The sequence below is a fragment of the Pirellulales bacterium genome (genome assembly GCA_035546535.1).
In the GTDB taxonomy this organism is placed as follows: domain Bacteria; phylum Planctomycetota; class Planctomycetia; order Pirellulales; family JACPPG01; genus JACPPG01.
Genome location: DASZWQ010000204.1, coordinates 137,355 through 150,953 on the forward strand (window position 1 = coordinate 137,355; position 13,599 = coordinate 150,953).

Here is a 13,599-nt window from a genome sequence, read left to right on the forward strand (position 1 = left end):
CCTTTCGTGCCGATCACGCTTCGCCGATCTCGGCCATCGCCTCTTCGGGAATGTTGAAGTTGGCCGAGACATTCTGCACGTCGTCGTGATCGTCGAGCCGTTCCATCAGCTTCAGGACTTTGCGCGCGGCGTCGGCGTCGAGGTCAACGGTTGATTTCGGCAAGCGTGAGATCTGGCTCATTTCGGGCTCGATCTTATGCGCGGCCAGGGCGTCGCTCACCGCCTGGAACACCGACGGGTCGCAGGTCACTTCGAAGTTGTTCTCGACGCGGCGCACGTCGTCCGCTCCCACTTCGAGAGCCAGCTCCATGAGGGCGTCTTCCTGGACCTTGGCCGCTGGGATCACGAACAGCCCCTTGCGTTCGAACATCCAGGCCACGCACCCCGACTCGCCGAGTTTGCCCTCGGCCATTTCGAAGACCTTGCGAATTTCTGGGGCGGTGCGATTGCGATTGTCGGTCAATATCTCGCACAGCACGGCCACGCCCCCGGGGCCGTATCCTTCGTACAGCATCTCTTCGAGATTACCGCCGTCCAGCTCGCCGGTGCCGCGTTTGATGGCCCGTTGGATATTGTCCTTGGGCATGCTGATGGCTTTGGCGGCATCGATCGCATAACGCAGCTTCAAGTTCATCGCCGGATCGCCGCCGCCGGTTTTCGCGGCCACGATGATGGCCTTCGACATCTTGCTCCAGACCTTGCCGCGCTTCGCATCGATCAGCGATTTCTTGTGGGCGATATTCGCCCAATGGGAATGACCAGCCATGACTGTCCTTGCTACGGTTTCGGATCGCCGGCAATATGCCCTACCTGGCCCGACCTACTCGGAACTTCAAGTGCCGGGCGCGGCGGCGGCGTCTGCTTGCTTCTTGTTGGTGTCGGCCGATGCCTTGTCGAGCTTTTGTCGTACGGCGGCAGCTTTCTCGGCATCCTTATTGTTTTCGAGCTGCTCGATCGCCCGCTGCCAGGCGGCGCGTGCCGCATCCGGTTGACCGGCCTTCTCGCAAGCGTCGCCGAGATGGTCGAGGATCGTGCCGTCGGGATCATCGCCGCCGGCTGCTACCGCCTTCTTCAATTCCTCGACGGCCTCGGCAAAGCGGCCCGTCTGAAAATAGGCCCAGCCCAGGCTGTCGAGATACGCTTCGTTATCCGGGTCCGCCTCGATGGCCTGCTCGATCATCCGCAGCGCGCGGTCGAGGTTCTTGTGCTGCTCGACCCACAGGTAGCCCAGGTCGTTGAGCGCGCCGGTGTTTTCCGGGTACTCGTCCAGCACCTGCTCGAGCAATTCCTCGGCCTGCCGCATGTCTTCGCGCGTGGCGCACAAGTTCGAGAGGATCAACCGTGCGTCGCGCAAGAGCGTGCGCAGTTCTTCGGATTCGTACTGCGAATCGAAGCGATTGAGAAAGTCGCGGTATGCCTGCTCAGCCTCTGTGTTGCGCTTGGCGTGATACAACACCCAGGCCAGCCGCGAGTACATGCGCGGCGGAGCGTCGGGCATGGCGATCGCGGCCCGGGCCACGGCCAGCGCGTCGTCGGTCTTGCCCGCCATTTCCAGCGCGCCGGCCAGATAGTGGTGGAATACGGAGTTGCCTTCCGGCAATACTTGCTCGTCGATCGCTCGCTGAAAAATCGCGGCGGCGTCGACGTACTGCTCGGCCAGGATCAGCCCGACACCCCAGGCCTCGAACAAACCGGCCGCATCCTCTCGTTTGACTTTCAGCGCGAGGTTGAAGAACTCGCGCGCCGCGTCGAATTTCCGCGCTTCGAGCGCCACCAGCGCCAGGGCCATGCGATCGCCATAATCCAGGCTGTCTGGATCGGTCTGATAGGCCTGCTGCGCGACTTTAATCAACTGGTCGACCGTCTCTTGATTTTTCGCGATCTCCTTCACCTGTTCGTCCAGCAGGTCGAGCGCGTCGCGATCCGCCGCGGCATCTCCCAAGAGCTTCACCAGTTCTTGCCAGCGCCGAGCCTGGCTGTAGAGCTTGATGAGGCCCAGGTAGGCGTCTTCGTTCGATTGAGCCTTGAGAAGCTCTTTAAAGAGGACTTCGGCCTTGTCGTTCTGCCCCGCCGCCATGAGCGCGGCAGCCAGCGTTTGTCGCATTTCGCGATTCTTGGGCTCGGCGGCCGCGAGCGCCTCGAGCCGCTCAATGATTTGGTCCTGCTGACCCAGCTCGGTGAGCAAACGCGTCAGCATCTGGTACGGCGCGGTGCCGGCCGAAGTGCCATGCTCGTCGAAATAGACTTGCAGGTTGTCGAGCGCCGCCTGAGGTTGTTTTTTCGCTGCGGCGACACGCGCCAGGTGAAATGCGTGCAGGGCCTTGTTAGGCCGCATCGCCTCCAGTCGTTCGTAGGCCTTTTGAGCATCTTCCGGATGGTCGGCGGCGAGAAACGCCTCGGCCATGAGTTCCAGTGAACGTACACCTTCGCTGCCTACGAAAAGCTTCTTTTGCGTGTCGTTCAATTCGAACTTATCGGGATCCTCGACCGCGGGTAGCACGATCGCGAAGGCTTCGGCCGCCTCTTGCGGATGGTCCGTGACGAAACACAATCGACCCAGCTCCATCGACAGCAGGATGTAAGCCGGACTTGGAGGATTGCTGGGGAGACCGGCCCGAGCTTGCTTGTAAAGCTTGAGCGCTTGCTGAAAGCGACCCGCTTCGGCCAGGTGCAGGCCCAATTGGCGTAACAGGAGCGGATCCGAGGGATCGATCTCGGCGGCCTTCAAGGCGTACCGCACGGCCTCGTTCGGACGCTCGAGATTGAAAGCCAGCGGCACGATCTCGCGAATGATCGGCAGCGCCTCGGGGTCGCAGCGCAATGCTCGCTGATACAAGCGCAGCGCTTCGGCGAGATGCTCCTTTTGTTCCTCGATCCGCCCGGCGGCAAACAGACTCAGCGCGTCGAGATGCGTTTGCGCCTGCGGGGTCCGTGGACTGGCTTCTTCGATCGGCGTCGCAGCGTCGTCCAATTCGTCGGCCCGCAGCCCGCGCGTCAGGCAAGGAGCGCCAACAATCGCCAGCAAGACAACGAGTGAGTGGCGCCAGTGGTTTCTCGACAGCAACACGGTTGCAACTCCGCGCCAGGAGCGACGCGACCGGAAAGGCCTTCGATTGCGCTAGGAAGACGGCGAGGAAGACGAACGGTGCCCGGCAGACCACCCAACCAGGTACGGGCAGCCTCGACGCGCAATTTTACCAGCAGGGGCGAATTCGTGCCATGAAGCCGGGCCCGCCGCCGTGGCGGCGTGGGCACCGTGAATGCTAGCGCGGTTTGCGCTTCAGCTTCACGGGCTCTGGCTTCTTCTTCGAGCCCGGTTTCGATTTGGGCGAAGCGGCGACAGCCTTGAGCGGCTTCTTCTTCGCCTCGTCTTTCCTCTTTTCGGGCTTAGCGACAGTGGGAGCTTTCTTCGACGTGGCTTGAGCGCTCTTAGCGGGCGCCGGCGGAGGTTCCGGTTTCTTCTGCCCTCGCTTCGGCAGACGATCCTTAGCGTCGGGCGCGACCTCGAGCAGAATCTTATGAACGTTCGGCCCGTAAGGACTAAGCACCAGCTCCGCGCCGAGTTGATGCAACAGCGAACCGAACTCCGCTCCCTTGTTCTTGGGAATGGCCCGTTCCAGGCCGGTCACTTCGGCGGATTTCACTTCGGCTTCCGTGGCGGCGCCGACGATGAACAGCACGTCGAGCGCCCCTCGGTCGAGCGGGATGGCATGCCCGCCCAGCGAGGTTTGCGTAACGTGCCCGATGATAAAGGGCGTGGTACCGCCGAACTTCTTGAGCTTCTGCACCGCTTGTCCGAGGTTCTGTTTCTTCATCGCCTCGAGGTCGAACGAGTAGGTCGCTTCAAAGGCGCTCTGCAGCGATTGCTTCAAACGCGTGGCGGCGGCCGCGGGATCCGGCAAGTTGCTCATCACCTCGGCTAGCTCTTTGACCGTGCTGACACGCACCTCATTCCAGTCGAAGAACGCCGAGGAAACCATGACGAACGCCTTTTCGGCGGCGTCGTAGCGCGCGTTTTCCAAGCAGCATGCGAACAGCAACTGCTCCAGCGTCCCGCGCTCGGCGGGATAGATGGGCTTAAAATGCTTGCGCAAAACCTTGTGGAGCTTGCCCAGCAAGGTAGCTCGATTTGTAGTCGCCATAGCTCTGAATTCGTGTTCGGTGAATAAAACCCGCGCTCGCTGGCAGCGGTTCGTCGGTCAAGCGCTCGCGAACGTCACCCCACGCTCCGCTTCGCCAAGGGAGCGTCACGCGGGTCAGGTGGGAGCGCTCGCACCCTTAGCGCCCGTCAATCCGCATGATCATCCCGCTCATCAGGGTCGTCATCCGCCGTCGAAACGTCGTCCACAGGCGCGTCGTCCTCCGCCGGGCTTTTGGCCGGCAGGACGCGTTCCAGAATCTGGGCCATTTCGATCGACTTCTTGACCCCTAAGTCTAGGACAAACTCAAGCCGGGGAGTGTACCGCGTCTCGATCCGACTGGCCAGCTTGGCTTGCAGGTAGCCGGCGGCACTCTTCAACCCCTGCAGGCTGAGCCGCTGCTTCGTCTCGCTGCCTCGCACCGAGACGTGTACCTTGGCCTGGCGCATGTCGGGGGCCACTTCGACGTACGTAACCGTTACATCCTGCACGCGCGGATCATTCAGATCCGTGAGAATCGCCATGCTGACGACTTCACGAATGGCCTGCGCAGCCTTTTGCGTCCGTCGCGAGCTCATTCGAAGGCCTCCTTACGCCGCCGACACGCCCGGGAAATCTTCCACCGTGGCCGCCGCCGGAGGGACAGCCGAACGAAGAAGGCCCTCGTCACAGGGTGCGGGCAAACTCCTCAATGCGGTACGCCTCGAGAATGTCCCCCTCCTTCACGTCGTTGAACCCTGCCAGCTTCATGCCGCATTCGTACCCTTCGCGCACTTCGCGAGCGTCATCCTTTTCGCGCCGCAACGATTCCAGGGCGTAGTCGCCGATCACGCGGCTGTCGCGAATCACGCGCACCCGGCAATTGCGCTCGACCGTGCCGGCCAGCACGCGGCAACCGGCAATCGTGCCCATGCGGCTGATCGTGAACGTTCGCTGCACCAGCGCGCGCCCCAGGTCGACCTCGCGCTTCTCGGGCTCGAGCAAGCCTTCGAGGGCCTTCTTCAGGTCATCGGTCACCTGGTAAATGATGTCATAGCGGCGGATCTGCACGCCCTTTTGTTCCGCCAGTGAGCGGGCGCCCTCGTCCGGCACGACGTTGAACCCAATGATAATCGCGTCCGAAGCATCGGCCAGGTGGACGTCGGCCTCGGTAATGCCGCCCACCGTGGCCTGCAGAATCTTGATCTGCACTTCCGGATGCTCGAGCTTGGTGAGCTCCTTGCGAATCGCCTCGATCGAGCCGCGCACGTCCGCTCGCAAGATCAGGTTGAGCGTCTGCGTGGTTTCGCCGTCAAGCCGTTCAAACAGATTCTCCAGCGTGACGTGCGTGCTGATTCCACCCAGCGCCCGCTGACGCGACTGCATGGCGCGCTTCTCGGCAATTTCGCGGGCTTGCGCGATTTCGTTCAAGACGAAGAAATGATCGCCTGCCCCCGGAGCCACGTTCAGGCCCGTGACGTTGACCGGCATGGAAGGACCGGCGACGGTGTGTGATTGACCTGGCCGCAGCGTGTCGTACATAGCCTTCACGCGGCCGAACGCAGGCCCACAGACCAGCACATCCCCGACCTTGAGCGAGCCGTTTTGCACGAGCAGCTTGGCGACGACGCCGCGCCCTTCGTGTAATTCTGCTTCCAGGCACGTTCCCACGGCAGGTCGATGCGGATTCGCCTTGTAATCGTGCAATTCGGCGATCGTGAGCAGCGTCTCCAGCAGTTCATCGATTCCCTGACCGGTCAGGGCACTGCATTTCACCAACTCGGTGTCGCCGCCCCATTCCGTCGGCTGTAAACCCGACGTCACGAGTTGACTGTAAATGCGGTCGTAGTTGATGCCCGGCAAGTCGGTCTTGTTCAAAGCCACGACGATCGGCACCTCGGCGGCGCGGGCGTGACTGATCGCTTCTTCGGTCTGCGGCATGACGCCGTCATCGGCCGCCACGACCAACACGGCGATATCCGTGACATTGGCGCCGCGTGCCCGCATCTCGGTGAATGCTTCGTGGCCGGGCGTATCGACAAACGAGATCGTACGACCATCCTTTTCGACGCGATAGGCGCGAATATGTTGCGTGATGCCGCCGCTTTCGCCGCTGACAACGTCGATGCCGATGATGCGATCCAAGAGTGAAGTCTTGCCATGGTCGACGTGCCCCAGAAAGGTCACGATCGGGGCGCGCGGCTCGAGCTGCGCGGGATCGTCCTCGCGATTTTCGATCTCGCTCAGCAATTGATCTTCCAGGCTGACGGCCTGCTTCAACTCGACCTCGACGCCGAATTCCATCGCCAGGAGTTGGACGCGCTCGGCATCCAAATCGGCGTTAATGGCGTTGGTCGTCAGCGGCGTCCCGAGCGACATCAGCTTGCTAATCACCTTGGTTACGGGAACGCCGATGGCCTCGGAAAAACTACGCACGGTGGCGGGCAATTGCACGACGACGTTGCCCTTGCGCGGCGCGGCAGTGCTCAGGCCTGTACGCTTTTGCTTCGGCCGCGCGCGGCGAACACGACCGCCCTGTTCGTCTTCACCCGTGGCGGACGGAGTGAATCGCGCGGGGGTGGTGGTGCGCTTGCGATTTAGCTGTCGCTGCTCACGACCGCCGAGTGCCGCGGCAAAATCGGCATCCTTCTCGACCGGCCCCCCCTTACCACCCTTGCGGCCGCGGTCGCGACCTATGGGCAGCTCGCCAGGAGGTAGCGCGGGCGGCGCGGGGCCACGGCCCGTGTCCGGCTTGCGACTCACCACGTCGGCCTTGCGCTTCGCCTCGTGCTTGCGCAAATGTTCCTGCAACGGCTTCGGTCCCGCGCGGCTGGCGCGAATCGCATCCGCCGGCAACTTCAAATCCGGCTTCTGCGGCGCGGGTTCGTTGGCCGTGGGGAGCGGCGGCTGCACGGCGGTGGGCAGCGGCGCCACGCGAATCGCAGGAGCCACGCGCGGACGGTCCCCGTCGGGCGAACGCCGCTTCGGTTCGCTCGGCGTCTCGGGTTTCATACCCAGCACCGGCGGCTTGCCCGCGCCCGTGGGGGGTACATAGTCTTCGCGCCGGAAAGCCTGCGGGGGTTCGGCAGTGGCCGTGGCCGTCGGACTGGGACGAGAGGGCGCCGCGGCGGCAGCCGACTTTCCCGAAGAGTTGGTGACGAAGGCCCGCACGATGGCGGTCTCTTCGTCGGTCAGACTGGCTAGCGCAGAGCCCTTCCCCGTGACCCCCGCCTTTTGACAGAGCTCCACCAGTATCTTGCTGTCAATGTTCAGTTCTTTCGCGAGTGCGTAGATCCGTTGCGCCAAGTCTGACTCTCCCTTTTGCTGCCGGCCTGGCACCTTTGATTCTTTATGCCCGGGCGGTCAGCTCTTTATCTTTTACGAATTCATGGACTTTTTCCTTTCGTACGCAAACTCCTCCGTGGCAAGTCGACGCTCCACTTTCCGGCGCGTCTACCGTTACGCGATTCGTGCCATTCGCCGAGCGACAGCGCCGCGTACCCTTGCCGAAGAGTCGAAGCTCAACTCTCCGGAGGAACCTCGCCAGGCGTTTCGACCGCCGTACTCGCAGTATCGGCGGTCGGGGCGGCATCCTCGGAACCGGCCACTTCGGAAACCTCCGCGGCGGGTTCGGACGCGGGTTGTTCGCCAGCCTCGGCGGCTGCCGCCTCATTGGCCGCGTCCAGCCGTTCTTGAGCCCGCTGCCGGCGACGTTCATCCGCGGCGGCTTGCTCGGCCTCTTCGGCCTTGGCCTCGGCCTGCTGGATGATGTGGTCGACCTGCTCGGCAGTCAGCCCCCCCATTTCCATCAAAGCGTCCGGCTCGATGACCGAAAGATCATCGTAAGACAAAAATCCTTCGCCGACCAGCTTTTCACTCAGGGCGTCATCCACGCCGTCCAGAGCGCTAAACCCGCCCACGGCCCGCTCGATTTGCTCGTCGAGTTCCTCGCGGGTCATGATTTCGATGTCCCAGCCGCATAACTTGCTGGCCAGTCGCACGTTCTGCCCCCGCCGGCCGATGGCCAACGACAATTGGTCCTCGCGCACCAGCACGATCGCCCGGCCCAGCATCGGGCAGAGGATGACTTCGTCCGATTCGGCAGGCTGGAGTGCATTGGGAATCAGCACCTGCATGTCGTCGCTCCAGCGCACGATATCGATGCGTTCGCCGGCCAGCTCGTCGACGATGTTCTTGATGCGGTTGCCGCGCACGCCGACGCAGGCGCCCACGCAATCCACGCGCGAATCCGTGCTGCTAACGGCCACCTTGCTGCGATAGCCCGGCTCACGGGCCATGGCACGCACTTCGATCACGCCATCGGCGATCTCGGGAATCTCTTGCTCGAACAGTCGCTCGACCAGCGCCGGCCGCGTGCGGCTGAGAATGACCTTCACCCGGCTGCCGTGCTTGCGCACTTCGCACACCGTGGCGCGGACACGCTCGTTGGCATGGTGCGTTTCGCCAGGGATCTGCTCGCTGCGCGGCAAAATGGCTTCGCAATTCGGCAGCGATACCGTGGCCGCCCCGCCTTCGTAGCGCTGCACGACGCCCGTGACCAGCTGCCCGATCTGCTCGTCGTACTCGTCGTACAGGGCGTCGCGCTCGGCCTCGCGCACCTTCTGGATGATGACTTGCTTGGCGTTCTGCGCGCCGATACGGCCGACGGTTTCCGTTTCTTCTTTGTCGAGGGGAACGCCATCTCGCGAGCCGGTAATCGAACCATCTTGCCGGTCGATGTTGATGACAATGACCTCTTCCTCTTCGCCATGCTTGCGCTTCAGCGCAGACGCAAAGGCCGCCTCGATGGCCTGGAAGACGATCTCCTTGTCGATGTTCTTATCGCGATGGATCGAATCGATCAGTCGCAGTAGTTCGTTGGCGTTCATGATCCACTTTCCCGCACCCGAGGTGCTTCTGTTTCGAGTTGTCGAATTGTCCGGATTGTCGAGGCCTTGCCCGGCCGTGAACGGCATGCCGCGATTTCTGCCCGCGGCTCGTTCACGGCCTCACACACTGTTTGTCGCCGCACCTCCGTCCGCTTTTCCAGCACTACGTTCGATACAAGGAACTAACTATTCTACGACTTGCGGTTCGTGGGACCGGCGAGCCACCACCTGCCCGTCACCTGGACCGGGGCGCGGCCGCGCGTGACCTGCACAAAATCGTATTCCGCTCGCGTGCCGACCGTTGGCCAATTCGACCTCCGGCCCGACCGGTGCCCCCCCGAAGGCAAGCACGTCCTGGCTGGAAATCATTCTCAGCAAACCACTTAAGCCAGGGCGTAATCCGGTAAACCTAGCCCTTCGACGGCCAGGTGTCAAGGACCGAACCCCGCCGGTCGAGGAATCGAGCATACGAAGGGGCGCAAGCAGGTGCCGAGATCGCGATCGGCACAGAGGCACCGCCTAAGCGGCACATGCCACGACACTGCCCGCCGATTGATCGGCGATGAGCAACTTGCTAAGCGCAGCGCCGAACGATCAGACAGGCCGCCTGCCCCTGTGGCGTGACGCTCAATTTCATGAACGAGTCGCCGGGCGATGCGTCCGGATTCGTCACCGCCGCGACAGGGCACTCGGGATCGGGCGTTTCGTAATTGAGAACCGGGAACAGCCGGTTGTTAGCCAGCGCCAAGGCCGAAGCCGCTAGCTCGACCATAGCGCTACCGGCACCCAGGTTGCCGAAGTAACTTTTCACAGCAGCTACGGGCACCTTCCGCGCGCCGAAAATATCGTGAATCGCGGCAGCCTCTTCCGCATCACCACTACGCGTGCCCAGGCCGTGGCTGTTGACATGACCGATTGCGGCCGGCTCCATTTGCGCATCGCGCAGGGCCGACTTCATGGCGTTCCGCAAAGCCTGATCGCGCCGCGCGACACGATTGCGATCGACGACCGACGACGAACCCGCCCCCACCAATTCGGCATAGATCCGGGCACCGCGGGCACGGGCCGCGTTATATTCTTCGAGCATGATCGCCCCGGCTCCTTCGCCCAGAACCATCCCGGAGCGATTCAGATCGAACGGGCGGCTGGCGCGCTCGGGCAATTGGCCGTTGGGGGCGATCTCTTCTTGGATTACGGCGTGCAGGGCCTTCATTGGATGCACACGCGTGCCGGTGGCGCCGGCCAACATGCAATCGGCGTGGCCGCGTTGAATCACACGCAGGGCCTCGCCCACGGCCAGGTTGGCGGCCGCTTCGCGCAGCGTGAGAGAGTTGTTCGGCCCGCGGAAGTCGTTGTAGATCGCGATATGGCTGGCCGGCATGTTGGGCAGGTACTTGAGCAGCCACAGCGGAGAGAGTTGTGGCATACCGTTGCCGGCCCACCGCGAAAACTCGAAGTGCTTCTCGTCTGGCGCAAAAGCACGCATGGCGGAAATGAACTCTGTCGGGTCGGTCACCATGTAGTCCGAGCCGAAGACCACCCCCACGCGCTCCGGATCGTAGGCGCCGGCGGCGATCGCCGCGTCCGACAGGGCCCGCTGCGCCGCGGCAACCCCCATCTGCGATTCGCGGCACATAACCTTCAGACCCTTGCGGATCGATTTCTTCAGCTCGCCATCGAGCGGACCGAAGTTATCGATATGCCCGGTGAAATCGTGGGCGACGCCGGCAAACTCGCGTGCCAGCCCTGCGTGCCCGTTGGCCACGGCCGCCACGCCGCTGCGGCGCCCCTCGAGACCGGCCCACAGAGACTCCGCCGTATTCCCCAGAGGGCTGATCACCCCCAGCCCAGTTATGACGACACGCCGCACGGCATACTCCCGCTGATAGACTGTTCACTTTGGTCAAAAAATTCTATCGCCACCCCCCCGAACCGTCGAGGCGGGACACTGGCCACCCACCTAGTAGCGGCCGTGGTACGTGCGCGTGTCACGCTGCGTGGTGATCACCGGCACAGGGGCGTTGTCGCCGGCCTTCCCCTTGCTTTCGACCAGGACGAGCAAATCGGCACGAGCCGCAGCCGAAGGCCACGGCAGTGGCACCTTGAGCGCGGGATCGTTCGGCACCGGCGTCGGCACGACACCCAGCCCGACGAGCAGAATCTGTCCCGTCGGCCAACGGAATCGCTCGTGCAGGCGGCAGTGCGTGATCTGCGGCACTTCGACCTTCACGCGCTGGTGTGACGAAACCGGGCTGGGTACGTCCATCATCACCGGCACGAGTTTTTCCAATTGATCGATGTGACACTTGATCACGGCATCGATCGTCTGCCCATCCAGCGACAAGAGCGGGCTCAGTTCCAGCGAGAACCCCTCGTCGAATTGCCCGAGTTCCGCTTCGTAAGCGGGCCAGGCATTGGGGTGGAGCGTGATGTCGCGGGTGTACGTCTTGGGGCGCGTGGCGGCGACCGTGGTCGACTGGCCGTTGTTGACCAACAGTTGCGGAGAACTGTGCTCGCGGAAATCGTTGCGCTTGCGTAACTCGGCCAGAAGCAGCGCGGCGTCCTCTTTTTCCACCAGCCAGGCCTGAATGCCCTGCGTTTGCACGGCCACCGGGCGCAGCATCTGCTTGGCCTTGATGCGCCAATCGGGGTGGGCAATCGTGATCACGCGGACGCTGAAAGCGCTGGTTTCCGCCTCGGTATTGACGAAGCGATCGACAACGTCCTGCACGCGGCCCTGCATTTCCGGAGTGTGATAGACGCGCAGCGAGCGGCGGTTGGCGCTCAAGAAGGCGAACGGCTCGGAGTGCCAGGTTTCATAGCCCGTGTCGCGCAAGATCCAATCGACGATCGCCTGTTCGGGGCTATTGGTCGTGGTCACGCGCACCGTGTAAGGCGTGATGTCGTATTCGCGCCATACTTGCCCGGCGTCATTCGGTAAACCGCCGGAGCCTTCGGTGACGCGGGCGATCGGTTGCCGCGACGCTGACGGCGCCGGAGCGGCCGCGGGGGGCGCGTAGGAATTCAGCGGCGCCACACCGTCATCCGATTGACCGCTCGTCTGTTTGATCTCTTTCGAGGCGGCGGGGCGCCCCGTTGTTGGCGGTAAGACCCCTTTACGCGGCGTGCGCCACTTGCCCGTCGAACGATCGGGCGTGCGTGGTGAATCCGCCGCCTGCGCCAATGCCAGGCTCGGCATCGTGACCGCAATGATAATCGCGAGTATGAAAACTCTGGGCAACATCGTGACGGCCTCCTTGCCGAGCGTTGCTACCGGCGGCCCTGCGCGCGGAATTCCCCTGACATGAGGCCGCGGAGTATAGGAGGGCACCGCAGGGCGAACAAGATCGACAAGCGGGGATCAACCAACGAAGAATCGCGATAGCACCGGTTAGTGCTGGCCGTTGCGCAGGTGGCCAACGATCACCGATGCGTTATGCCCGCCAAAGCCAAAGCTGTTGCTCATGGCGGCCACGACTTTGCGCTCCCGCGCTTGGTTCGGCGTGTAGTCCAGATCGCAGAGCGGATCGGGCGTGTGATAATTGATCGTGGGCGGAATGACGCTGCGCGTCAGCGCCAGCACCGACAGCACCATTTCCACGCCGCCGCTGGCGCCCAGCAAATGCCCTAGCTGGCTCTTGGTGCTGGAAATGCTGATATCGCGGGCGTGCTCTTTGAAAACCGATTTCACGGCCGCCGTCTCGGCCTGGTCGCCCAGCGGCGTGCTGGTGCCGTGGGCGTTGATGTACGTGATGTCCGTCAGCGGCACGTGACCATCGGCCAAGGCATCGCTCATTGCCTTGGCGGCGCCGGTGCCATGCTCGTCGGGATGCGTGATATGCCCGGCGTCGGCACTCAGCCCGTAGCCGATCATCTCGGCGTAGATGCGCGCGCCGCGGGCCTTGGCGTGTTCCAACTCTTCGAGGATCACGAGACCCGCCCCCTCGCTCAGCACGAAGCCGTCGCGCTCGCGATCAAAGGGTCGGCTGGCAGCCGTCGGATTGTCGTTCATTTCCGACAGGGCACGCATATTGGCAAAGCCGCTGATGCCCATGGGCGTGAGCGCCGCTTCGGTTCCGCCGGTGACCATGATGTCGGCGTCGCCGTACTGGATCGCTTTGTACGAATCGCCGATAGCGTTGGTGGCACTGGCACACGCGGTGGCGACCGCCGCGCTGGGACCGCGCAGCTGGAACTCGATCGAGATCTGCCCGCAAGCCGCGTTGACCATCAGTTTGGGAATGGTAAACGCCGAAACCTTGTCCGGCCCCTTCTCCAAGAGCCGCGCGTGCTGCGTTTCGATCTCGTTCAACCCGCCGATACCGGTCCCCAGGATGACGCCGCAGCGAAACGGGTCTTCTTTGGAGAAATCGAGACCGGAGTCGCGCACGGCGTCAATGCCGGCGACCATGGCGAATTGCGTAAAGCGGTCGAGCCGCTTCGCATCCTTTGCTGAGATGTAACCGTCCGTGGTCCAGTTCTGGACTTCGCCGCCAAACTTAACTTTGAACTGAGTCGTATCGAACGAAGTTATCGGGTGAACCCCGCTCTCCCCCTGGCAGATCCGTTGCCAGAGGTCGTCGATTCGGCAG

9 protein-coding genes are annotated in these 13,599 nt (G+C 63.0%); all 9 read right to left on the reverse strand.

What is annotated here, in order from left to right:
- Positions 1-13 precede the first annotated feature (13 nt).
- Complete coding sequence (locus VHD36_24125) at positions 14-766, reverse strand: YebC/PmpR family DNA-binding transcriptional regulator (protein HVU90434.1); 753 nt, start codon at positions 764-766, stop codon at positions 14-16.
- A 66-nt stretch (positions 767-832) separates the two neighbouring features.
- Positions 833-3,067 carry a tetratricopeptide repeat protein gene (locus VHD36_24130; GenBank protein ID HVU90435.1) on the reverse strand — a complete coding sequence of 745 codons (2,235 nt, stop codon included), beginning with the start codon at positions 3,065-3,067 and terminating at the stop codon, positions 833-835.
- 196 nt (positions 3,068-3,263) lie between these two features.
- Positions 3,264-4,142, reverse strand: coding sequence for a hypothetical protein (locus VHD36_24135; GenBank protein ID HVU90436.1), 879 nt, complete (start codon positions 4,140-4,142; stop codon positions 3,264-3,266).
- A 146-nt stretch (positions 4,143-4,288) separates the two neighbouring features.
- On the reverse strand, positions 4,289-4,717 hold the full coding sequence (gene rbfA, locus VHD36_24140) for a 30S ribosome-binding factor RbfA (protein HVU90437.1): 429 nt from the start codon (positions 4,715-4,717) through the stop codon (positions 4,289-4,291).
- An 88-nt stretch (positions 4,718-4,805) separates the two neighbouring features.
- Positions 4,806-7,424, reverse strand: a complete 2,619-nt coding sequence (gene infB, locus VHD36_24145; protein ID HVU90438.1) for a translation initiation factor IF-2 — start codon at positions 7,422-7,424, stop codon at positions 4,806-4,808.
- A gap of 215 nt (positions 7,425-7,639) precedes the next feature.
- Positions 7,640-9,007, reverse strand: coding sequence for a transcription termination factor NusA (gene nusA / locus VHD36_24150; protein HVU90439.1), 1,368 nt, complete (start codon positions 9,005-9,007; stop codon positions 7,640-7,642).
- 574 nt (positions 9,008-9,581) lie between these two features.
- The gene (locus VHD36_24155; GenBank protein ID HVU90440.1) at positions 9,582-10,877 is read right to left on the reverse strand and encodes a beta-ketoacyl-[acyl-carrier-protein] synthase family protein; all 1,296 of its coding nucleotides are present in this window, start codon (positions 10,875-10,877) and stop codon (positions 9,582-9,584) included.
- Positions 10,878-10,967: 90 nt separating this feature from the next.
- Positions 10,968-12,251: a hypothetical protein gene (locus VHD36_24160; protein HVU90441.1), complete on the reverse strand. Its 1,284-nt coding sequence runs from the start codon at positions 12,249-12,251 to the stop codon at positions 10,968-10,970.
- 147 nt (positions 12,252-12,398) lie between these two features.
- Positions 12,399-13,599 (reverse strand): beta-ketoacyl-ACP synthase II (fabF, locus tag VHD36_24165; GenBank protein ID HVU90442.1); only part of this gene is annotated, 1,201 nt, incomplete at its 5' end.

What these genes read in the sequence shown, in the direction of transcription:
- nusA (HVU90439.1), bottom strand. Translation starts at nt 9,007, where the DNA reads ATGAACGCCAACGAACTACTGCGACTGATCGATTCGATCCATCGCGAT.
- VHD36_24135 (HVU90436.1), bottom strand. Translation starts at nt 4,142, where the DNA reads ATGGCGACTACAAATCGAGCTACCTTGCTGGGCAAGCTCCACAAGGTT.
- VHD36_24125 (HVU90434.1), bottom strand. Translation starts at nt 766, where the DNA reads ATGGCTGGTCATTCCCATTGGGCGAATATCGCCCACAAGAAATCGCTG.
- rbfA (HVU90437.1), bottom strand. Translation starts at nt 4,717, where the DNA reads ATGAGCTCGCGACGGACGCAAAAGGCTGCGCAGGCCATTCGTGAAGTC.
- VHD36_24160 (HVU90441.1), bottom strand. Translation starts at nt 12,251, where the DNA reads ATGTTGCCCAGAGTTTTCATACTCGCGATTATCATTGCGGTCACGATG.